The following is a 22854-nucleotide window of genomic DNA, read 5'->3' as shown; positions in this document are numbered from 1 at the left end:
GGAACGCTCGGCACCTGATCACATTGAGATCATTTTCACCGCTTGAGGCGACAAGCATCGCGGGAAACCTGCAAGGCCCGCAAACTAAGCCGTACCAGGCGAACCCGGAAGCCGGTTCAGGACCGCCCGCGCCGCGCGCAGGCCCGGATCCTCCTCGCCCATACCCAGACGGTCCATCGTGGCGCGCATTGCGTCTTGCTGTGCGGATGGATCAGACAGGACCCCCGCCAGGGCCGCCGCGATGTTGGACCCGGTGCATTCGGGGCCAAGGCATTCAGGCACCGCACGGGTCTCGGACACAAGATTGACCATGACTGCCGTGTCCACGCGGACCATCCGGCTGATGATCTGCCAGCTCAGCCAGTTGAAACTGTATGCGATCACCATGGGTGTTCCGGCTGCGGCCAATTCCAACGAGACGGTGCCCGATGCCGCAAGGGCCACCTCCGCCGCGCGAAAAGCGCCGCGTTTCAGGCGGCGCGCCTCTTCCGTGCCCCCCCCGCGCAGAATGATCGGGCGGTCCGGCCAGTCGCGCACAAGATGCTCGACAAGATCCGCCACCGGTTCGGCGGCCGGCACGACCACACGCATGTCGGGCCTGTTCTGCAACGCCCGCCGCAACCCCTCCCCGAACACCGGCGCAAGGCGCCCGACCTCGGATTTCCGGGAACCGGGAAGGGCGAGCATGACCGGCGCATCACCCAGATCAAAGGTGGCGCGCAGGGCGGCCTCGTCTTCGGCGCTGGGAACCGGTTCAGCGACCACGGGATGGCCCACGAAATCGCAGACCATGCCTGCGGCCTCCATATAGGGCGGCTCGAACGGGAAAAGCGCCAGAACGTGGTCGATCATGTGCGCCATCTTCGACGCGCGCCCCGGACGCCAGGCCCAAACGGTCGGGGCCACGTAATGCACGGTACGAATATCGCTTTGCGCCTTGACCAGTTTGGCGACCCGCAGACAGAAATCAGGGCTATCGATCGTGATCAGAACATCGGGCCGGGTATCAAGCACAGCCTGCGCCATTTCGGCGATGCGGCGTTTGAGGTCAAAGTATCGGGGCAAAACCTCGGCGATGCCCATCACGCTCAGCTCTTCCATCGGGAACCGGGAGACCAGCCCCTGGGCCTGCATCAGCGAACCGCCCACGCCGTCAAACGACATATCGGGACAAAGCTGCTTCAAGCCCGACATCAAGGCACCGCCCAGCTTGTCGCCTGAAGGCTCTCCGGCAATCAGGAAGGCGCGCACTCGCCGCCCTCGACCGGTCTGACCCACAGAAAAAGGCCCGCTGCATCGCATCGGCGCAGAACCTCTTCGCGCTCCAGCACCATAACGCCGCCCGCCTCGATAACGATACCGTCAAGCCCGGCCTCCCCGGCGAGCCGCGCGGTTTCAGGACCGATGGTGGGCAGATCGACCCGCCGGTCCTGACCCGGCTTGGGACCTTTGAACAGGATCGCCCCTGCCCCGCCGCCCTCTTTCCCCGAGAGCCAGTCAGCCGTCTCGGAAAAAAGATCGCCCGCCATGTCGATGGCCCAGCCAATGGGCTCTCCCGTTTCAAGTCCGGGTTGCGGCAGCAAACGCTTGATCATCATGTCGGTGCCGGCATCATCCTCGCGCAGCAGCACTTTCCCGTCCCGCACAATGCAGGCCTGGCCCAGATCGGCGCGCCCCATTTCGGCCAGCATGGCCCGCCCGGCGGCGATATCGCGGTCACGGCTTTGATCTGGCGCCTTTCGACTCAGGACCCCTGCGGCAGGTAGAAGTTCCGGTGCAAGCTCATGGGCGCCATGTGCTTCGATCCCCGCCTCCTCGAATATTTCGATCACGGTGCGCAGCGCCGCATCATCGCCGGATTGAAGGGCCGCCACGATGCGGGGCACAAGGGGAAGCGTGGCGGGATCCAGCTGCTCTGGATCGACCGGGGGGCGCCGGATCGCCCCGCAAAAACAGACCGACACAACGCCCCGGTCTTTCAGGTTCTGAACAAAGGAGCCCAGTTGTTCCAGCCGGAACGAGATATCCACGTCCAGATCGTCAGGATAGAAGCCCTCAAGCGAGCAGATCAATGGCGCCTCTGGCTGCGCTTCTGACACGTGGCGCGGTAAGGTGCCTGTTCCTGCGATCAGAGCGAGCATGGATCAACTTGGCGTCAGGAACGAGCGATCGCTGTCACCCATGACGAATGTCACAATGTTCTGCACGTAGTCATTGCTTGTTTCATCGCCCAGACGCCGGACCCGGTCGTGAAAGGTCCCCTCGCCCTGCGCGAGCATCTGGAAGGCCGCGCGCAGCGCCGTGATATCCTCCCGCGATGCGCCCCGGCGCTTAAGCCCGACGAGATTGAGCCCTTCCAGCTCACCGCGCGGCGCATGGACCAGGCCGTAGGGAATGACATCCTTGGCCACCATCGTGACCGCACCGATGATCGCTCCACGTCCGACCCGCACCCATTGATGCACGCCGGACAGCCCCCCCAGAATAACGTCATCCTCAATCACGCAATGGCCCGCCACCGCGGCGGAGTTCACGATAATGGCGCGATCGCCGACTTGTGCATCGTGGGCGATGTGACAGCCGGCCATGAAGATCCCGTCGCTTCCAACCCGGGTGATGCCGCCGCCGCCATGGGTTCCGGCATTCATCGTCACGTGCTCGCGGATGCGGTTGCGCGCACCGATCTCAAGCCGCGTCTCTTCGCCCTTGAACTTCAGATCCTGAGGGACTTCACCGATGACCGAGAACGGAAAGATGACCGTGTCCTCGCCAATCCTGGTGCGCCCTGTGACGACCACGTGGCTTTTCAGCTGGACCCGGTCGCCAAGCGTCACGTTCGGACCAACCAGGCAGAACGGGCCAATTGTGCACCCTTCGCCAAGTTGCGCGCCTTTTTCGACAATGGCACTGGGATGGATGGTGACGCCGTCGCTCATGCCTTGGGCGTCTCCATCATGGCGGTGAATTCGGCCTCTGCGGCCACTTCACCGGACACCGTGGCAGCCCCCGAAAAGCGCCAGACCTTACCCCCCGGCTTGCCTCTTTGAGTTGTCAACTGCATCTCCAGCACGTCTCCGGGCACCACCATACGGCGGAACTTGCATTTGTCGATGGCCATGAAATAGACGCCCATGTTCTGGTCCGCCAGATCAAGCGCAACCCCCACCATCACCGCCGCTGTCTGCGCCATCGCCTCCACGATGGTGACACCCGGCATGACGGGGTTGCCCGGAAAATGGCCTTGAAAGTGCGGCTCATTCATCGTCACGTTCTTAATACCGCGGGCCGCGCTATATCCGTCGATATCGATCACCTTATCCACCAGCAAAAACGGATAACGATGCGGCAAAAGACGCTGGATCAGATGTATATCAGCCTGTTTAAGCTCGGTCGTCATGGTGCTTTCCGTCGATGCCTGAGATGTTTGATCCCGCTGTGCCTAGCAATCCGGGCGTTGGTGAGCAAGGCACGCTAGGGCGGATCTTTCACACCATCGCCGATGGTCTGGTCGATCCTCGCAATGGCCTCGTCCGTGATATCCGAGGCATTGGCACTGAAAAAGACGCTGGAGCGTTCCAGGATGACCGAGGCGCCCGCCTCGCGCATCAAAACCTCCAGCACCGGTGCCGCGGCCTGAAGAAACTCCAACCTGTCCGCATCACGTCTTTGGCTGAGAACACGCGCCTTGGCGTCTTGCGTTCTGCGAATGGTCTGCACCTTCTCATCAAAGGCATCCGCCAGCGCGCGGAATGCGCCGGCATCCATGCCCGGTCGCCGCTCGGTGAGATCCTTCTCTTCGGCGGTCAGCTCGCTTTCAATGCGTCTGTTTTCAGCCGCGAGAACCGCGCTTTCGGCTTCGATCTGACGGGCCACCCGCTGCCCGAACTGGGATTCCGCGAACAAACGCTCGGATTCGACCGTCAATATCGGGCTTTGGATGGTGCCAAGCTGTTGGGCCTGACCCGCCGAAGGTACCGCGCAAAGGCACGCCAGCACAAAGCACGCAGCGGTCAGAAACCGCATGACAACGCCGCTAGAACGTCGTTGACAGGGTAAAGTCGAAGGTCTGCTCTTCGTCAAAGTCTTCTTTGCTCAGTGCATTGGTGAAGTTGAAGCGCAGCGGACCGATCGGCGTGGTCCAGAAGACCGAGAAGCCAATGACATGACGTGCCGAGCCACCTTCGCCCACGATATTGCCGCCCGTCAGATTGGCATCGTCGAGGTTCCAGAGATTGCCGATATCGTAGAACAGACCGCCCCGTATCCCCAACTCTTCAGGCAGTCCAAGGGGGAACTCTGCCTCGAACTTGGCCACCGCATAAAGGTTGCCGCCCAGCGGGTCATTGGTCGTGCCCGAGATATCGCGTGGGCCGATCCCGCCCGGCTCAAACCCGCGCATGATGTTGGTCGATAGCAGGAAGCGATCCGTGGTGCGGCTTGCATTGTCGCCGCGCCAGTTCAGCGACCCCGCCTCGAAGGTTGCGCGCAACGTCACCTCTTCATTGAAGACACGTGTCTGCGCAATCGCACGGGCGGTCGTCTTGATATACTTGCTGTCCCCGCCCAGACCGGCAAAATCCTGGCCGAAAGAGAACAGCACGCCCGCATTCGGGTTCAGTCCCGACAGGCGACTGTCGAAGGTATAGGTATAGCCCAGCGAGCTGGCCAACTGCGCGCCCTGCGCAATCTCGTTGCCGACAACCGGACCGTTTTCAACCGGGTCCCGTGCCAGCATCTCGCTTTCCTCGGCGGTGTAGCGCACCTGCAGGTTGGAGTTTTCGGCAATCGGGAATGTCAGCGACGGTTGAAAGAAAAGCCGTTCGGAATCGTAGGTCGCAAAGCTGGATTCAGCCTCGCTATAGCCGAGGTCGATATCGAACCGCAGATCCCGGCCCAGAAGGTTCGGTTCGGTAAAGCCCAGCGTGTATTGCGCCGAATCCTCGGCGCCCGACCAGTTGAATTCGAACCGCTGCCCGCGTCCGAGGAAGTTGTTTTCGCGCAGGCCCAGAAGAACGCCAAACCCGTCATTGACCGAATAGGAGCCACCGATATTCAGCTGGCCCGTGGGCTGCTCTTCGACATCCACGTCAATGATAACCTGATCGGGGGCCGAGCCTTCCCGCGCTTCGACATCCGCGTTCGAGAAGAAGCCAAGCGCGCGGATACGTTCGGCACTTTCGCGAATTTCGCGCGGATTGAACGGGTCGCCTTCGACGATGCGGAACTGACGCCGCACGACGCGGTCGAGCGTGGTTGTGTTTCCTTCGATGTCGATCCGCTCGACAAAGACACGCGGGCCTCGGGTCAGCACGAATTCAACGTCGAGTGTCAGATCACGATCGTTGCGGGTGATCCGGGGTTCGACCCGCAGGAAATCAATGCCCTGCTGGATCGCCAGACGTTCCTGACGGGCGATGGAGTTGTCGACCAGCATCGGTGAGTACACAACGCCGGGACGTATCCGCAGCGCATCCTGAAATTCGTCCGCATCCGCTTCCGGGATCTCGCTGACGGTGGTGATTTGCCCGAACTTGAACTGCTGACCTTCCTGAACGTTGAAGACCACGAAGAACCCATCGCGTTCCCGCGTCAGCTCTGCGTTGGCGCTGAGCGTGCGGAAATCGACATAGCCCCGCGACAGGTAGAAATCCCGCAGGACCTGCTTGTCGAACTCGATGCGATCCTCGATGAACGTATCGCTGCGCACGAAGGCCCGCAAAATACCGGCTTGTTTGGTTTCCAGCACACGGCGCAGCCGGCGGTCGGAGTAAACGCGGTTTCCGACAAAGCTAACGCGCTCGACCTCGGTGGTGTCGCCTTCGGCGATCTCAAAGATCAGATCCACGCGGTTTTCGCTGCGGCGGATGATACGAGGCGTGACATTCGCGGCGATGCGGCCCTGCTGGGAATAAGCCTCTGCAATCGTGGCGGCATCCCGTTCGGCAACGGACGGGTTGAACACACGCCGGGGTGCGGACGAGATGAAGGTGGCAAGCGCTTCATCGTCGATCCGGCGGTTCCCCTCGAAGTTGATCCGGTTGATCGTCGGGAACTCCACCACGCGAATGACGAGGGTGCTGCCGCGCGGGTCCAGCTCAACCCTTTCGAAGAGGCCGCTCTCCCGGATGCGCTGGGACGCGTCGTTAAGCTCTCCGGCAGAGATTGACTGGCCGGGTGCGATTCCCGCCTGCGTAACGATTGTGCCGGTTTGAATGCGCTGATTGCCCTCGACAACGACGGTGTTGAACCGGAAATCCTGCGCGGTCGCGAGGCTCGGGAAAACAGCGAAAACCGTTACAATTGCTAGGAAAAGTGTGAGTGACGACGCATACCATATATTGGCTTTGGCCGAACGAGTTGCGCAGAATGTACCCGCGATCTTCCCGATTTCCATAAATATGAACCCACTTTAATCACGCATTGGTAAAGTGAGTATCGGGAATAATGGGCGATGTCAAAAGCCCAAAATGCACCAGATCCGGGGGGATGCGGGTGCGTGGGTCGGTCAAGCTGTGGTCAGGTCAAAGGCTGCCCAGATATGCCCCCGCCACCAGGGCAACCGCGATGGTCCCCACATAGAGCAACCTGTCCCAGTTCAGCTCCATCAGGAGGCCAATTCCACGGTAGGACTTTGCAATCGTCTGCATCTCTGACATGGCCCCTTTTGTTCGTGCCTGCGGTCAATGGTCTGCGCCAAATGCGGCAGGAATGGGGCACTTCTGAGAAATCTTCGGATCAGGGGCAGAAGATATCGTTGGTGATGGCAAAAACCATCAGTGACAGGATCATGGTAATGCCAATCGCCATCAGAACCCGCAACGCCATGTCGCTGGGCGGCCGGCCCACCACGGCCTCATAGGCATAAAAGACAAGGTGGCCGCCATCCAGCGCGGGGACAGGGAACAGATTCAAAAGGCCCACCGCGGTTGATAACACGGCGATAAACCAGATGAAGGATTGCGCGCCTTGCGAGGCCATGGCGCCCGATGCCTCGGCAATTCCAATGGGGCCGCTCAGATTGCACGAACTGATCGCACCGGTCACCATGTGCCAAAGCCCTGAGATCGAGCTTTCGATGATGCGCCAGGTCTGGGCCAGCCCACCCAGCAGGGATTCACCCAAACCCGCACGTTCGGTCGCAGCCTCGAAGGCCATGTTGCCCGCAATGCCGATGCGCCATTGCGTGGCAAATCCGCCATCTGCCTGCGGCTCGTCCACACGCTTGGGCGCCAGCGCGAATTCCAGGGTCTGTCCATCCCGCCAAACCTCCACCAGCAGAGCGCGGCCATTGGAGCCTTCAACAGCTTCGCGCAACTGCGCAAAAGCAAAAATCGGCACCCCGTCAACGCTGGTGATCACGTCACCGGGCCTGATCTCGACGTCCATCGCAGCGCTGCGCGGCGCGACCGAAGTGACATGGGGCGGATAGAGATAGGGCCCGTCCACCGTGATCTCACGACCATCGCGCATAACGGTGTAGGACAGAAGCTTTTCGAGGGGCAGATTGTCCGAGAAGTCAGACCAGGCAACGCCATCTTCCAGGCTGGGCGCAGGACGATTTGCGACGGCAATGATCTCGTCCCCTTCCCGCAATTCGTAGGCGCCTTGTGGCAGATCGCGGATCTCTCCGACAACGAGCGGGTCCGATGGCACGCCCCGAAACATCAGGATCGCGGCAAAGACGATGATCGACATGATGAAGTTGAAGGCCGGACCCGCCGCAACCGTCGCGGCGCGGGCCCAAAGCGGGGCGCCGTGCATGGTGCGTCGCAGTCTCTTGGGATCCTCCGCGGCGATCTGGCTCATCGTTTCGTCATCCTTGCCGGACGCCGCATTCGCATCGCCCAGAAACTTGACGTATCCGCCAAACGGCAAAAGCGCGAACTGCCAGCGCGTGCCGTGTTTATCGACCCTGCTGAACAGGACCGGCCCGAAACCCAGCGAAAAGACCTCGGCATGGATGCCCGCCCAGCGGCCCACGATGTAGTGGCCGTATTCATGAACCGCAACGATGACCGAAAGCGCCGCGATGAAAGCAAGGATGGTCCAGAGAAGTCCACCGAATTGCGGAAGAAGTGCCAGTATGTCCAAATCTGCTATCCTGCTCGAACGGCCATCACATCATCGGCCCATTGTCTGGCCAAATGGTCCGTATTGCGTACGTTATCAAGTGTCATTGCGGCATCAATGAGACCGGCCTTTGCCTCAAAACGGGCAAGAACCTCCTCGACGATGGCGGCCATATCCAGAAAACCGATGCGACCGGCGATGAATGCGTCGAGGCTTCGCTCCTTGGCGGCGTTAAAGACCGCTCCGGACAGTCCGCCACGCTCCATCACCAGCCGCGCAAGGCGCAGTGCGGGATACCGGGCATCTTCGGGCGCGCGGAAATTGAGCTGCGCGATCTGGGCAAAGTCGAGCCGCGAGACCGGGAGCGCGCGTCGATCCGGCCAATGCAAGGCATAGCCGATGGCATGTCGCATATCCGGCGGACCGACATGAGCCATCAACGCGCCATCGTTGAAACCCACCATCGCATGGATCAGGGATTCAGGGTGCACGATGACCTCGATCTGGTCAGGGCGGACGCCGAAATATTCCTTGGTTTCAATCAGCTCAAGCGCCTTGTTGAACATCGACGCGCTGTCGATAGTGATCCGCTGGCCCATATCCCAGTTGGGATGGCTGGAGGCTTCCGCCAGCGTTGCGGCCTTCAAGGCGTCGAGCGGCCAATCCCGAAAAGCGCCGCCACTTGCAGTGATAATGACCCGCTCGACAGCCGACATATCCTCGCCCACCAGCGCCTGAAATACCGCCGAATGTTCACTGTCGACCGGCAGAAGGCGGCCGCCATGCGCCTTTGCGGTTTCCAGCACCAGCGCGCCTGCGCAGACGAGGGATTCCTTGTTAGCCAAGGCCAAAGTCGCCCCCTGGCGAAGCGCGATCAGTCCCGGCTCCAGCCCCGCAGCGCCGACGATTGCGGACATGACCCAATCGGCCGGACGGGCCGCAGCCTCGCAAAGCGCGGCCTGGCCTGCCGCCGCTGCGATGCCGGACCCCTCAAGGGCGGCGCGCAAGGCGTCCAGTTCATCGTCAAACGCGGTCACGGCGATATCGGCCTTTAGCCGGCGCGCATCCGCGGCAAGCTGGGCCACGTTGCGGCCCCCTGTCAGCGCGACGACATCATAGGCCCCCGGATCTCGTGCAATGAGATCAATGGTGTTCTGCCCGACCGAGCCGGTTGCCCCAAAGATAGACACGCGCCGCATGGCTCAAAGCCCCGGAGGGAACGCAATGAAGCGTCCGGTCAGAAGCAGAAAAACCGAAGCACCCAGCATCCCGTCAAAGCGGTCGAGCAGACCGCCATGTCCCGGGATCAGATCGCTTGCATCCTTCACGCTCATCTTTCGCTTCACCGCACTTTCCGCTATATCGCCGATCTGAGACGCCATCGAAATCGCCACCGAAATCCCCACCAGCTCAAAACCGGCCTTTGTCTGCCAGGCAAAGATCAACCCCACAAGCCCCGCGGCAATCCAGCCTGCCACCGTGCCAGACCAGGTTTTCTTGGGGCTTACGCGGGGCCAGAACTTCGGCCCGCCCATCAGGCGCCCGGCAAAGTATCCGGCGACATCGGTGACCACGACGGCGCTCGCCAGCCACAACATCCAGACAAATCCGAAATCGTCACGTACCGACATCATACCAAACCCGGCCAGCAGAACCAGCAGAGTAAAGACCATATACAAGGTCCGGTTGCCGGGAAGCTGACTGATCCCCACAAGCGCGGGTGCGATCAGCATCGGAAGGGCAAAGGCGGGCGGAAGATAAATCGCAACCAGCACCACGACGCCTGCAAGTCCCCCCAGCTGCCAGGCAACGGCGGGCACGTCCGGGGCAAGCATGCGGACAAGTTCCCAAATCATCACACCGCAAATCACGGCGACAAAGACGTGAAAGACATCTCCGCCCGCATAGACCGCCGCCAGACCGATGCCCAGCATGACAGCACCCGACCCCATCCGGGCCGCCAGATCCTGCCAACGTCCTGACGCCGTCATACCTTCACCGCACCGAACCGCCGGTCACGGCGGCCATAGCTCCGGCAAAGACGCGCAAGCTCCTCTGCCGAGAAGTCGGGCCATAGCGTGTCGATGAATTCGTATTCCGCATAAGCCGATTGCCAGAGCAGGAAGTTTGAGATCCGTGCCTCGCCGCTGGTGCGGATGACGAGGTCAGGATCGGGCAGCACCCGTGTATCAAGATAGCGTGGCAGCGTTTCCTCATCCACGTTCAGCGGATCCAGCTTGCCCTCTGCGACGTCTTCGGCCAGCCGGCGTGTCGCCCGTGCAACCTCGTCTCGACCGCCGTAATTCAGCGCGATGGTCAGGTTCACGCCATCATTGCCTGCGGTGAGTTCCTCAAGATCGTCCATCAGGGTGATCAGCTTCTGGTCAAGCCGCACGCGATCCCCGATAAAGCGCACACGGACATTTTCGTCGTGCAGCGCGCGCATTTCCTTTGAAATATAGCGCCGAAAGAGGTTCATCAGACCGGCGACCTCGACCTGTGTGCGCTTCCAGTTCTCGGTGGAGAAGGCAAAGATCGTCAGATAGCGGATCCCCAGATCCTTACAGGCCTCAACGACCTCGCGGACACGTTTGGCACCGGCGTGGTGGCCAAAAAGCCGTGGGCGGCCGCGCGCCTGGGCCCAGCGTCCATTCCCGTCCATGATGATGGCGACATGACGCGGTCCGTCCGTCCTCTGGGGGGTGTCCGGGTCCTTGGGCATCCGCGCCGCTCAGACCTGCATGATTTCGGATTGTTTCGTTTCCAGTGCCTCGTCCACTGCGGCAATCATCTTGTCGGTGAGGTCCTGTACTTCGGTTTCCCAGAATTTCTGATCATCCTCGCTCAGACCATCGGTCTTGGCCTTCTTGATCTGGTCCATTCCGTCCCGGCGCACGTTGCGGATCGAGACCCGTGCGCTTTCGGCATATTGGCCGGCAACCTTGCCCAGTTCGCGCCGCCGTTCTTCGTTCAACTCGGGGATGGGCAGCATGATAATGGTCCCGTTGAGCTGCGGATTGATGCCAAGTCCGCTTTCGCGAATGGCTTTTTCCACCGCGCCGACCATGGATTTGTCCCAGACATTCACGGTCACCATCCGGGGCTCGGGCACGTTCACCGTACCGACCTGATTGATGGGCGTGCGCTGACCGTAGGCTTCCACGGTGACCGGTTCCAGCATGGAGGCCGAGGCGCGTCCGGTACGCAGAGAGGCAAATTCGGTTTTCAGGTTGGACATCGCGCCGTCCATCCGGCGCTGAAGATCATCGGTATCCAGTTCAAAATCGTCCGACATGCCGCTCTCCCCTAATTCTATGTTCGGTTGCCCGCGGTCTATAACGTCATCCGTGCACCTTTGTATAGGTGCCCTGCCCCGCCAGAATTCCACGGAAGCCCCCTGGCTCGTCCAGGGAAAAAACGATGATCGGCAGATTGTTGTCCCGCGCCAGCGCGATCGCCGACGCGTCCATCACCCCAAGACGCTTGGAGAGGCAATCGTCATAGCTAACTTCGTCGTAGCGCACGGCATCGTCGTATTTGTTGGGGTCCTTGTCATAGACGCCATCGACCTTGGTGCCCTTGAAAATCGCCTCGCACGACATCTCGTTTGCGCGCAAGGTGGCGGCGGTATCGGTCGTGAAATAGGGGTTGCCCGTACCCGCGGCGAAGATGCAGACCCGCTTTTTCTCAAGATGGCGGACCGCGCGGCGCCGGATGTAGGGCTCTGCCACCTCGTTCATGGTGATCGCACTGATCACACGGGTAAAGACATTGCGCGTCTCCAAAGCGGATTGCATCGCCAAGGCATTCATCACGGTGGCCAGCATGCCCATGTAGTCAGCGGTTGTCCGCTCCATTCCCTGGGCCGACCCCTGCAGGCCTCTAAAGATGTTGCCGCCCCCGATCACCATGCAGATCTCAACACCAAGATCGTGGACCGACTTCACTTCGTCCGCGATACGCTCGACCGTGGGCGGATGCAGTCCAAAGCCCTGATCTCCCATCAAAGCCTCCCCCGATATCTTTAACATCACCCGTTTGAATTTCGTTTGCGGGATCTCGGATGGGGAAGAGGTCATGTTGCGCTGGGCTCCGGCACAGGGTTATTTTGGCGCAAAATGTCGTAATTGCGGACAGTGTTCAATGCGAGATGCAGGCGAAAGCGGGAAACCCGCGGAACGGCGATGACGCTTTATCCGGACCTGCCGGACATACCCGAAGACCGTCCCGTTCTGATCGCCGGCGCAACGGCGTCGGGAAAATCGGCGCTCGCCCTTGAGATCGCGCAACGCCATGGCGGCGTGATCGTGAATGCAGATGCCAGTCAGGTCTACGATTGCTGGCGCATCGTGACGGCACGGCCCTCCCAGGAAGATGAAGGGCTCGTTCCGCATCTGCTTTATGGACATGTGCCGTGGCGGCTCACCTATTCCGCCGGCCAATGGCTGACCGACGTCAAACCACTTCTGACACGTCGTGAACGCCCCATCATCGTGGGCGGCACCGGGCTTTATTTCAGTGCGCTGACACAAGGCATGGTCGATCTGCCGCCGATCGCGCCCGAAACGCGCCAGCGGGCCGATGCGATGTCGTCGCCCGACCTTCTGGCGCGGCTCGACCCGAAGACCCGTTCGGCCATCGACACCGAAAATCGCGCGCGCGTGCAGCGGGCCTGGGAAGTGCTGGAACAAACCGGTCGTGGCCTGGCCGACTGGCAAGCCGAAACGCCAGCGCCCGCTTTGGAATTGACCGCCTGTGTGCCGATCGCCCTCGACACCCCGCGCGATTGGCTTGAAGCGCGTATTTTCAAACGTTTCGATCAGATGATCGCCGGCGGTGCATTGGAGGAGGTTGAAAACATGCGGTCGCATTTTGACCCATCCCTGCCCGCCTTCAAGGCGATCGGCGTTCCCGAGTTGATGGCGCATCTCGACGGCGCGATCTCGTTGGAGGCGGCGCGGGAACGTGCCAGCATCGCAACACGGCAATTCGCCAAACGCCAGCGCACCTGGATGCGCTCGAAGATGCGGCAATGGTTCGCCGTAGAACCGGCAATATAGGCAGAGCCCTTGCATAATTCGCACATCCATGCTGGCCTCGGTGAAAAATTGAGGTCATCCGCCTGTCTTTTTCGAACACATACGACGAAATCGCCCAGCAGCATGGCCTTCGTCTGCACACGCTCGCCCAGCTAAGCCAAGGGGCCGAGTGGCGCATGCAGCTGCCGCATAACCGTGATGTCAGCCTGTTCATCTGGATCACCCGTGGTCAGGGCGTTGCCATTCTGGATGGGGCGCGAAGGGGCGTGGGCACGCACAATGCCCTCTTCGTCCCCGCGCATGAGCTGATGGCGCTCGATATCGGGCGGCAGGGCTATGGTCAGGTGTTGGTGATCCCGTTTGGAAGCGCCCTGCCCTTTCCCGAAAATCCGTATCATGTGCGTATCCGCGATGTCGGTGCACAAAAGGAGCTGACCGGCCTGATGGAGACACTGGGTCGCGAGCAGACCGGCAATCTCGCCCACAGCGACGAAGCCATGGCAGCCTATGCGCTGCTGATCGCGACCTGGTTGCGGCGACAATTGCTTGACAGCCCCGAAGAGCCGCGCGTGTCAGCCGCGGGCCGATTGTGTTCGGCTTATTGCGCGCGCATCGCCGACGATCACATGACGGGTGCGACGATGGCGGATCATGCCCAGGCCCTTGGGGTCACACCGACCCATCTGACGCGTGTCTGCCGTCAGCAATTGGGCCGAACCGCGGCCACGCTTTTGACAGAGCGGCAGCTTCACGCTGCACGCAGCCTGCTGGTCGATACCGATGTCGCCGTTCAGGATATCGCGCGACATCTGGGCTTTGGCAGTGCCGCCTATTTCACCCGCTTCATCCAGCATCACACCGGCGAAACGCCGACCCGGCTCAGACGCCATGGATGAAACCACACCCGAAAACATCTGCACATATGAAACGCGTGTCGTTTTTAAACAATTGAATTGTCGTTTTTGTGACGCCAAATGACGATAGCGAGCGTTGACCTCTCGGGGAAACTGGTGCCGAATGTTGACACGGGGTTCATAACAGACTGGCAGAGTGTCACGCGCAAAACCGCGTCGGCATATGCAGATCGACCACTCATCCGCACAGGGAGAACAGGATGACCGACAAAACACTCACTGGAAAGCCGATCCACTGGGCAGCCAAGATGCATGCCCAGGAATATCAGGACGGCAAACTCAGCAGACGAGAGTTCCTGACCCGCGCCACAGCGTTGGGTGTGACCGCAACGGCCGCTTACGGGATGATCGGGCTTGAAAGCCCCGCCCGCGCCCAGGCAGAAGCCCAGCAAGGCGGCACCCTGCGTGTGCAGATGAGCGTTCGCGGATTGAAAGACACCCGTGCATATGACTGGTCCGAAATGGGCAACGAAACCCGGGGGACGCTGGAATATCTGGTCGAATACAACTCGGATGGCACCTTCCGCGGCATGCTGCTCGAAGGGTGGGAGATCAACGAAGACGCCACCGTCTACACTCTGAACGTGCGGCCGGGCGTGACCTGGAGCAATGGCGACCCCTTCACCGCCGATGACGTGGCGCGCAATATCGAGCGCTGGTGCGAAAAGAACTTCGAAGGCAACTCGATGGCCGGTCGCTTCGCCGTCCTGGTGAACGACGAGACCGGGCAGGCAATTGACGGCGCAATCGAGGTGGTGGATGAAACGACGCTGCGCTTGAACCTGCCGCAACCGGATATCTCCCTGATCGCGGGCATGTCGGACTATCCCGCCGCCATCGTGCACTCGACCTACCAGACCGAGGATTTCCTCAGCAACATCGGTACCGGCCCCTATGTGATCGAAGAGCTGGAGGTCGGCGTGACCTGTACGCTCGCCCGCAAGGAAGATCACACATGGTGGGGCACCGAAGTGTTTGGCGGACCTTACCTCGACCGGATCGAATATGTTGACTTCGGAACCGATCCGTCCGCCTGGATTGCCGCGATGGAGGCCGAAGAGGTCGATATGCTGCATGAGACCGTGGGCGAGTTCATCGAAGTGCTCGACGCGCTAGAATTCGAAAAGTCCGAGGTGGTCACCGCGGCGACGGTGGTGATCCGCCCCAACCAATTGGCGGAAATAAACGGCACGAAACCCTATGCCGACAAGCGCGTGCGTCAGGCCCTTCAGATGGCCGTGGACAACGCCATTTGCCTTGAGCTTGGCTATTCGGACCTCGGCGAAGTGGCCGAAAACCACCATGTGGCACCGGTACACCCCGAATATGCTGAATTGCCGGCGCCAAAGGTGGATCCCGAAGCGGCACGCGCGCTGATGGAAGAGGCCGGCATGATGGATTTCGAACACGAGTTGATGTCGATCGACGATGACTGGCGCAAGAACACCACCGATGCCGTGGCCGCCCAGTTGCGCGATGCAGGCTTCAACGTGCGCCGTACCGTTCTGCCGGGCTCCACGTTCTGGAACGACTGGACCAAGTACCCGTTCAGCTCGACAAACTGGAACCACCGCCCCTTGGGCGTTCAGATCCACGCGCTGGCCTATCGCTCGGGCGAGGCCTGGAACGAGTTCGGATGGGAGAATGCGGAGTTCGACGCGCTTTTGGACGAGGCGCTGTCGATTGCTGATGCGGAGGCACGGCGTGACACCATGGCCAAGATGCAGGCGCTGATTCAGGAGGAAGGCGTCACGATCCAGCCCTACTGGCGGTCGCTCTACCGTCATATGCGCCCGGGTCTGGTGAACACTGACATGCATATCGCGTTTGAACACCATCATTACAAATGGGGCCTCGCGGCCTGACTTGAACCTGCAGGAGGCCGCGTTCGTAAAGAGCGCGGCCTTTCGCCTTTGACGACCGGCACAAACAAGCCGGCGCACACAAAAGGGTCCGGCACCAAACCGGCACCGAACTGACCAACAGGGGACCCAATGGGACTGTTTATCTTACGCAGGACGGGCGTGATGATCCTGACGGCGTTATGCCTCACGTTCATCGTGTTCTTCATGACGAACCTCTTTCCGAACCTCGAAAAGCTGGCCAAGACCCAAGGCAATTTCCGCATGTCGGACGAGGCCGTGCTGAGCTGGCTTGAGGCGCGCGGGTATCTGCAGCCGATGCCGGTGAAGTACGGGCAGTGGCTGGGCATCGTGCCCGGATGGACGCATGAGACCGAAGCCGGCATCACCGGGCGCTGCATCGCCGGAACGGTGAGCGCAGAACAGGCGGCAGAAGCGCCCCGCTATTGTGGCGTGTTGCAGGGCGATTGGGGATATTCGACGGTCTTCAAGGACGAGGTTGGCGGATTGGTCGCCGAGCGTCTGGGCAATACCGGGTTCCTGATGATGTGGGTTCTGATCCTGATGGTCCCGATGGCGCTGATCGTCGGCGTGCTTGCGGGCATGCGCGAGGGATCGGCCACCGACAGAACGCTCTCGACCTTCTCTATCGCGACGACGGCGACGCCCGAATATGTCTCGGGCGTGATCTTTATCGCGGTCTTCGCCTCCTCCGCTGTGGGTCTGAAATGGTTCAAAGGCACGGCGACCGCGGCGATGGAGAATGCGACATTTGAAAATTTCTTCCTGCCGGTGCTTACGATCGCGCTTTACGGGATGGGCTATATCGCCCGGATGACCCGCGCCTCGATGACCGAGGTGATGACGGCGCAATATATCCGTACCGCGCGGCTGAAGGGCGTCTCTTTCCCCAATATCGTGCTGAAACACGCGCTGAGAAACGCGCTGATCGCGCCCTTCACGGTGATCATGCTGCAATTCCCCTGGCTTCTGAACGGCGTCGTGATCGTCGAGACGCTCTTCAACTACAAGGGGTTCGGCTGGCTACTGGTGCAGGCGGCCGGCAATAACGATATCGAGCTGCTTCTGGCGGTCTCGGTGGTCTCGGTCGTGGTGGTTCTGGTGACGCAGCTGATATCGGATATCGGCTATGTCTTCCTCAACCCGCGCATCCGCATTTCTTAAGGGGGCCGAGACATGGATCCTTTGACATGGGGTGAGATCATCACCCGTATCTTCATCCAGTTCACACCGGTCTGGATCGCGCTGATCGTCCTTTTTGCAGTGTCGATCACCTTCAAACGCAAGCTGGGGCTTTACGGAAAGCTCTTTGACAGCCTCATCGGCATGATCGGTTTCGCGCTGGTGATGTTCTGGGTGTTCACGGGCCTCTTCGGCGCGATGGACATGATCATCACCCACGATCCTCTGGCGCAGGTCTCGGGCATGAAGAACAAAGTGCCCGGCACGCCGATGCGCGGGGCGGAGGATGGCGAATATGCCTGGTATCTGCTGGGCGGGGACAACCTCGCGCGCGATGTCTTCAGCCGGATGATCAAGGGGGCGTGGGTCGTGGTGCAGATCGCACCGCTGGCCACGCTCTTTGCCTTCATGGTGGGCATTACGCTGGGGCTGCCAGCAGGCTATTACGGCGGCAAGCTGGACACGTTCCTGTCCTTCCTGGCCAACCTGATCCTCGCCTTCCCGGTGATCCTGCTCTTCTACCTGCTGGTGACGCCGGAAATCGTGGCGACGGGTGTGCCGAACTACATGGCGATCGTTCTCTTCATCTTCCCGATCATCTTTATCGGGGTGCTGTTGAATTCACGCTATTATACCCAGCCGACCTTCCGCACGCCGCTGCTGATCGTGGTTCTGGGTGTGGCGCTCTGGCTCTATCTGTCCCTGGTCAGCGAGGTCGGATCGAAAGTCACGGTGCTTCCGGGCTTCCTCGATCTCTTCGATGTGCCGGGCGGGATCCTGGTGGTCTTTGTTTCGGTGGTCTTCGTGAATTCGCCCACGGTCTTCCGGATCGTGCGTGGCCTGGCGATGGACATCAAAACGCGCGACTACGTGGCTGCTGCGCAAACCCGCGGGGAGGGTCCATGGTATATCATGCTCTGGGAGATCCTGCCCAATGCACGCGGGCCGCTGATCGTCGATTTCTGCCTGCGGATCGGCTATACGACGATCCTTTTGGGAACGCTCGGCTTTTTCGGGCTGGGTCTGCCGCCGGAAAGCCCCGATTGGGGCAGCACGATCAACGAGGGGCGCAAGCTTCTGTCGATTTATCTGCACCCTGCCCTGCCGCCGGCCTTTGCGCTGCTGACGCTGGTGCTGGGTCTGAACCTGCTGGCGGATGGCTTGCGCGAAGAAAGCCTCAAGGATTGAGGCTTTCTTCGCGCAGAGTGGGGTGGAGCGAAAATCAAGGATTTTCGCGGGCCCCACGCCCTCTGCAAGCTGGGCGCCAGGGTAGCGAACCGAGGCGTGTGACATAGCTGACAGGACCGGGGGCCAGCCCCCGGACCCCCGGAGTTTACTTGGCAAGATGAAGGACCATCGCAGTCCTTCCGGCCAAAAGGGAGATAAAAATGGCGAAACAGGATTATGACGGCCCGATCTTGGAGATCGACAAATTGTCGATTTCCTTCTTTACGCGGCTGAGAGAGATCCCCGCGGTGATGGACTTTTCGGTGACGGTGCAACCGGGTGAAGCGGTTGGTCTTGTGGGCGAGTCGGGCTGCGGGAAATCGACCGTGGCCCTGGGCGTGATGCAGGATCTGGGCAAGAACGGGCGCATCGTCGGCGGGTCGATCAAGTTCAAGGGGCGTGATCTGAGTGAGATGAGCGATGACGAGCTGCGCGCCATTCGCGGCAGCGAAATCGCGATGATCTATCAGGAACCGATGGCGAGCCTGAACCCGGCGATGAAAATCGGCAAGCAGCTGATGGAAGTGCCGATGATCCATCAGGGCATGAACGAGAAAGAGGCTTACGACCGAGCCCTTCAGGTGGTCACGGATGTGAAGCTGCCGGATCCCAAGCGTATCCTCAATTCCTATCCCCACCAGTTGTCCGGTGGTCAGCAGCAACGGATCGTGATCGCCATGGCGCTGATGTCGGAACCGGCTCTGCTGATCCTCGACGAACCCACAACGGCGCTTGACGTGACGGTCGAGGCCGCCGTGGTCGAGTTGGTGAAAGAGCTTGGTCAGAAATACGGCACATCCATGCTCTTTATCTCTCACAATCTTGGGCTGGTGCTGGAAACATGCGACCGGCTTTGCGTGATGTATTCCGGCGAAGCGGTTGAGACGGGTTCCATCGCTGATGTCTTCGACAAGATGCAGCACCCCTATACACAGGCCCTCTTCCGTTCAATCCCGCTGCCCGGAGCGGACAAGACATCACGCCCGCTGGTGGCGATCCCCGGAAACTTCCCCCTACCCCATGAACGGCCACCGGGCTGCAATTTCGGCCCACGATGCGATTATTTCGAAGAGGATCGCTGCAACGCCGGCGACATCCCAATGCATGAGGTCGAAGGAGATGACAGGCATTCGACCCGTTGCCTGAAATTCAAGGAGATCGACTGGGGCGCGCCCATCACGGTCGGCGAACAAAAGAAGAAGGCCGAGGTCGGCGATGTGGTCCTAAAGATGGACAACCTCAAGAAATACTATGAGGTGGCCGCCAACGCGCTCTTTGGCGGAGGCGACAAGAAGGTCGTCAAGGCCAACGAAACGCTAAGCTTCGAAGCCCGCGAAAGCGAGACACTGGCGATCGTGGGTGAATCCGGCTGTGGCAAATCCACCTTCGCCAAGGTCCTCATGGGGCTGGAAACAGCGACGGACGGTCAAATTCTGCTCGATAATCGCAACATCGAGGCCACGCCGATCGAGGCACGGGATACGAAAACGGTCTCGGATGTGCAGATGGTCTTTCAGAACCCGTTCGATACGCTGAACCCCTCGATGAGCGTCGGGCGTCAGATCATGCGGGCGCTTGAGATCTTCAAGATCGGCAAGAACGATGCGGAACGGCGCGAACGCATGCTGGAGCTGCTGGATCTGGTCAAGCTGCCACGTGCTTTCGCAGAGCGTATGCCACGACAGCTATCGGGCGGACAAAAGCAGCGCGTCGGCATCGCCCGTGCCTTTGCCGGTGGCGCGCGGATCGTGGTTGCGGATGAACCGGTCTCGGCGCTCGACGTGTCGGTGCAGGCCGCGGTGACGGATCTGCTGATGGAGATCCAGCGCGAAGAGAAGACGACGCTTCTTTTCATCAGCCACGATCTTTCAATCGTGCGCTATCTCAGTGACCGCGTGATGGTGATGTATCTGGGCCATGTCGTCGAACTTGGCACGACAGAACAGGTCTTTGCCCCGCCCTATCATCCCTATACCGAAGCGCTTTTGAGCGCGGTTCCCATTGCCGATACCAGCGTGGAGAAAAAGCACATCGTGTTGGAAGGCGATATTCCCTCCGCCATGAACCCGCCAACGGGCTGCCCGTTCCAGACGCGATGCCGGTGGAAGTCGGAAGTCCCTGGCGGTCTTTGCGAAAAGGAGGTGCCGCCCGTCCGGACGCTGGATGGTGGGCACCAGATCAAGTGCCATCTGAGCGACGACAAGCTTGCCGAGATGGAGCCGGTGATCAAGATCGCGGCGGAGTAGCGCGACCATGCATCGGCGATCCCTCCGGTCGCCGGTGCAAACCTGACTTGCATGATTTGGCATCCCGCGCATGCACGCTGCAACAATCCGCGCAGGCACACCCCCCGATCTGGTCGGCTTTCAGCAAGATAGCGCTGTTTCAGAGACAGGCGCCCTGGATCGCTTGCGCCATCAAAACAGAACGTCGAAGTGCGAAAGCCCAACCACTCACAGGACTGGAACACGGACATGTCGAAGGCAAACAAGATCGAGCTGCTGATGCTGGACCTGATCAATCAGGAACGAAAGGAGGCTGGGCTTGACCGGCTGAAACTTGAAAAGGATCTCAATGAGGCGGCGGACGATCACAGCTCATGGATGCTGAAGGTCGATCAGTTGACGCATACCGGCAAGAACGGCTCCTCGGCCGGAGACCGAATGGAGGATGCCGGGTTCGACTTCACCGGCAGCTGGTCATGGGGCGAGAACGTCGCCTATCAGACGGAGCGTGGGAAACTGACGGTCAAGGACGATGTGCGCGATCTGCACGAGGCGTTGATGCAAAGCCCCGGTCACCGGGCCAACATTCTTTCGGATGACTTCGAATTCGTCGGGATCGGGATCAAGGTGGGTGACTTTAACGGGCGCGAATCCGTCATCGTGACACAGAATTTCGGAAAGACAGATGCTTCGGTGAACCTGGACCCCGGCGGTCAAAAGAACGGCGCGGCCCTGGCAAAGCAGGCGGAGCCGGACGACATGTGGGACCCAACGATGCTCACACTCCCGCAAGATGACTTTCTTATGTAGCGCCTGATTGGGCTTCAACACAAAAGCGCGCGGGCCTTTGCCCGCGCGCATCTTGTTTCAAGATGATTTAGCGACGTACGATGTCGCGCAGTTCTTCGGGCAATTGGTCTGCCACGGCTTCGGCAAAGCCCACGACCATCGCGCCGTAGAAGTCTTCGGTCGAGGGTTCAATCGTCACGAAACCTTCGCCGACCGGGGCAGCGCCCGTCACCGCGGTGACTTTCATCGGCAAGCTTTTCACCGGGCTGCTGCGACCATCGCGGTAAAAGGCAATGACGCCTTCGATGGTGTTGAATTCCTGGGAATCCGGCAACATGGTGTCGCCATCCAGGCTGATCTTGTCGAGATTAACCTGGATCGAGACCGACTCGTCGCTTTCCCCGATCGGGACAAGCTTGACGATCTCTCTTTCGATATCTTCGGTAATGTCAGGATAGTAAAGCAATGCATTGGCGTCTTCGGGTGCCGTCAGCGCCGCGTCGACATCAATTTCGTTGACCATCACTTCGTCGGCGATTGCAAAAGGTGCCAGCAACGTCGTGCCGAGCAATGCGATCATGGCGGAGTTTTGGATCCGTTTCATTTCTTTGGTCTCCTTGCTTTCGGGCCTGTCCGGCCCTGGACAACAGATTAACAACGTCCCCCCGAAAAAGGTTTCCCATTAATTTGGCGGGTCTGGGGTGAAGAAATCAAAGGCCACGCCCCAACAGGCGTCAGAAAGCGTGACCTGAAAAGGGAGCTATGGTAGCCTGAGGCCATATTTTTCACCCAATGGCATTTCCATGATCAAACACGCATTCTGTCTTTCCTTAATGGTCAGCGCGACGCAGGCAGGCGCGCAATCACTGACATCCGACGCATTGGCGATCATAAGTGAATCAGCGGATGCCATCTGCGGAGAGATCACAAACGAAGGCTTCAACCGCTCCTTTGCCGTAGATGGCGAAGTGAACGCAGAACTCAAAGGACTGGCAAAGCGTCTGGCGGATGCCGGAATTGAGGGATCGGCCAGTTTCGAGGACGAGAAATATACCAACGTTCTCAGGGAACAGCTGGGGGACGAGTTAAAGGATGCGCGAAGCTGTCGACTTGAAGTGTTCCGCACGCTCGTCGATGAGTTAAGAAGCGATCAGAGCGCGGTCAATAGCAATATCCAGCCGAACTCGGTGCCGACAAGCGTCCCTTCGCAGCCACAAAACCCGACATCTCAAGAGCTTTTTGGCTTCGTTGTCGCGGGGCCATATCTGAATTGCTCTGTCCAGAACGAGGCCCAGGCGCCGGCGATGGTAACCCAGATCCGCTATAGCGTGGCAGGTTACTACGGACCTGAAAACTACAATTATCCTTGCGTGCAGAATTGCCAGCTGATGGGGTATCAATCGAACGTCTTTTCAGGCCCGGTCAATCAACCACATTTTTACGATGCACAATGCTCCGTTGTGGTCATGCGATGAGAACCGCGTCATGACCCAGCCCGGAGAACCCGAGGCTCTATACCGGATCA

22 protein-coding genes are annotated in these 22854 nt (G+C 60.1%); 8 read left to right on the top strand and 14 right to left on the bottom strand.

The window, feature by feature from the left end; genetic code table 11:
- Positions 1–84: 84 nt before the first annotated feature.
- The 13 genes from lpxB to pyrH form a co-directional block, all read right to left on the bottom strand.
- Positions 85–1302, bottom strand: a complete 1218-nt coding sequence (lpxB, locus tag CFI11_RS10700; RefSeq protein WP_130405765.1) for a lipid-A-disaccharide synthase — start codon at positions 1300–1302, stop codon at positions 85–87.
- Positions 1236–2141 carry an LpxI family protein gene (locus tag CFI11_RS10695; protein ID WP_130405763.1) on the bottom strand — a complete coding sequence of 302 codons (906 nt, stop codon included), beginning with the start codon at positions 2139–2141 and terminating at the stop codon, positions 1236–1238. The genes lpxB and CFI11_RS10695 overlap by 67 nt, the downstream gene beginning before the upstream one ends.
- A 3-nt stretch (positions 2142–2144) precedes the next feature.
- A complete protein-coding gene (gene lpxA / locus CFI11_RS10690; RefSeq protein ID WP_130405761.1) occupies positions 2145–2936 on the bottom strand; it encodes an acyl-ACP--UDP-N-acetylglucosamine O-acyltransferase in 792 nt (263 codons plus the stop codon).
- A complete protein-coding gene (gene fabZ, locus CFI11_RS10685) occupies positions 2933–3397 on the bottom strand; it encodes a 3-hydroxyacyl-ACP dehydratase FabZ (RefSeq protein WP_130405759.1) in 465 nt (154 codons plus the stop codon). The genes lpxA and fabZ overlap by 4 nt, the downstream gene beginning before the upstream one ends.
- Positions 3398–3471: 74 nt before the next feature.
- Entirely contained in the window at positions 3472–4023 is a 552-nt protein-coding gene (locus CFI11_RS10680) for an OmpH family outer membrane protein (RefSeq protein WP_130405757.1), read from the bottom strand.
- A gap of 10 nt (positions 4024–4033) precedes the next feature.
- Positions 4034–6394 (bottom strand): outer membrane protein assembly factor BamA, encoded by a 2361-nt coding sequence (gene bamA, locus CFI11_RS10675; RefSeq protein WP_130405755.1) that lies wholly within the window; start codon positions 6392–6394, stop codon positions 4034–4036.
- A gap of 127 nt (positions 6395–6521) precedes the next feature.
- Positions 6522–6647 carry a hypothetical protein gene (locus CFI11_RS24785; protein ID WP_256370574.1) on the bottom strand — a complete coding sequence of 42 codons (126 nt, stop codon included), beginning with the start codon at positions 6645–6647 and terminating at the stop codon, positions 6522–6524.
- 88 nt (positions 6648–6735) lie between these two features.
- Entirely contained in the window at positions 6736–8091 is a 1356-nt protein-coding gene (gene rseP / locus CFI11_RS10670; protein ID WP_130405753.1) for an RIP metalloprotease RseP, read from the bottom strand.
- A gap of 5 nt (positions 8092–8096) precedes the next feature.
- Positions 8097–9269: a 1-deoxy-D-xylulose-5-phosphate reductoisomerase gene (gene dxr / locus CFI11_RS10665; RefSeq protein WP_130405751.1), complete on the bottom strand. Its 1173-nt coding sequence runs from the start codon at positions 9267–9269 to the stop codon at positions 8097–8099.
- A 3-nt stretch (positions 9270–9272) separates the two neighbouring features.
- Entirely contained in the window at positions 9273–10061 is a 789-nt protein-coding gene (locus tag CFI11_RS10660) for a phosphatidate cytidylyltransferase (RefSeq protein WP_130405749.1), read from the bottom strand.
- Positions 10058–10792: an isoprenyl transferase gene (locus CFI11_RS10655; RefSeq protein ID WP_130405747.1), complete on the bottom strand. Its 735-nt coding sequence runs from the start codon at positions 10790–10792 to the stop codon at positions 10058–10060. The genes CFI11_RS10660 and CFI11_RS10655 overlap by 4 nt, the downstream gene beginning before the upstream one ends.
- A gap of 9 nt (positions 10793–10801) precedes the next feature.
- Positions 10802–11365, bottom strand: coding sequence for a ribosome recycling factor (frr, locus tag CFI11_RS10650; protein WP_130405745.1), 564 nt, complete (start codon positions 11363–11365; stop codon positions 10802–10804).
- Positions 11366–11411: 46 nt separating this feature from the next.
- On the bottom strand, positions 11412–12149 hold the full coding sequence (gene pyrH, locus CFI11_RS10645; RefSeq protein ID WP_130405743.1) for a UMP kinase: 738 nt from the start codon (positions 12147–12149) through the stop codon (positions 11412–11414).
- A 105-nt stretch (positions 12150–12254) separates the two neighbouring features.
- On the opposite strand from pyrH, the gene miaA reads away from it, so the two are divergent.
- The 7 genes from miaA (at position 12255) to CFI11_RS10610 (ending at position 21350) form a co-directional block, all read left to right on the top strand.
- Positions 12255–13130, top strand: coding sequence for a tRNA (adenosine(37)-N6)-dimethylallyltransferase MiaA (gene miaA, locus CFI11_RS10640; protein ID WP_130405741.1), 876 nt, complete (start codon positions 12255–12257; stop codon positions 13128–13130).
- Between the two features lie 155 nt (positions 13131–13285).
- A complete protein-coding gene (locus tag CFI11_RS10635; RefSeq protein ID WP_130405739.1) occupies positions 13286–14005 on the top strand; it encodes a helix-turn-helix transcriptional regulator in 720 nt (239 codons plus the stop codon).
- A gap of 218 nt (positions 14006–14223) precedes the next feature.
- On the top strand, positions 14224–15888 hold the full coding sequence (locus CFI11_RS10630) for an ABC transporter substrate-binding protein (RefSeq protein ID WP_130405737.1): 1665 nt from the start codon (positions 14224–14226) through the stop codon (positions 15886–15888).
- A gap of 129 nt (positions 15889–16017) precedes the next feature.
- Positions 16018–17070, top strand: coding sequence for an ABC transporter permease (locus CFI11_RS10625; RefSeq protein WP_130405735.1), 1053 nt, complete (start codon positions 16018–16020; stop codon positions 17068–17070).
- Positions 17071–17082: 12 nt separating this feature from the next.
- Positions 17083–18276 (top strand): ABC transporter permease, encoded by a 1194-nt coding sequence (locus CFI11_RS10620; protein ID WP_130405733.1) that lies wholly within the window; start codon positions 17083–17085, stop codon positions 18274–18276.
- Positions 18277–18476: 200 nt separating this feature from the next.
- A complete protein-coding gene (locus CFI11_RS10615) occupies positions 18477–20561 on the top strand; it encodes an ABC transporter ATP-binding protein (protein WP_130405731.1) in 2085 nt (694 codons plus the stop codon).
- Positions 20562–20789: 228 nt separating this feature from the next.
- Complete coding sequence (locus tag CFI11_RS10610) at positions 20790–21350, top strand: CAP domain-containing protein (protein WP_130405729.1); 561 nt, start codon at positions 20790–20792, stop codon at positions 21348–21350.
- 67 nt (positions 21351–21417) lie between these two features.
- Here CFI11_RS10610 and CFI11_RS10605 read toward each other — a convergent pair whose 3' ends face one another.
- Complete coding sequence (locus CFI11_RS10605; protein ID WP_130405727.1) at positions 21418–21933, bottom strand: hypothetical protein; 516 nt, start codon at positions 21931–21933, stop codon at positions 21418–21420.
- 199 nt (positions 21934–22132) lie between these two features.
- On the opposite strand from CFI11_RS10605, the gene CFI11_RS10600 reads away from it, so the two are divergent.
- Positions 22133–22804 carry a hypothetical protein gene (locus tag CFI11_RS10600; RefSeq protein WP_130405725.1) on the top strand — a complete coding sequence of 224 codons (672 nt, stop codon included), beginning with the start codon at positions 22133–22135 and terminating at the stop codon, positions 22802–22804.
- The last annotated feature ends 50 nt before the right edge of the window (positions 22805–22854 follow it).

It is taken from the genome of Thalassococcus sp. S3 (genome assembly GCF_004216475.1).
Classification (GTDB): domain Bacteria; phylum Pseudomonadota; class Alphaproteobacteria; order Rhodobacterales; family Rhodobacteraceae.
This window is presented reverse-complemented; position numbering and strand designations above follow the sequence as displayed.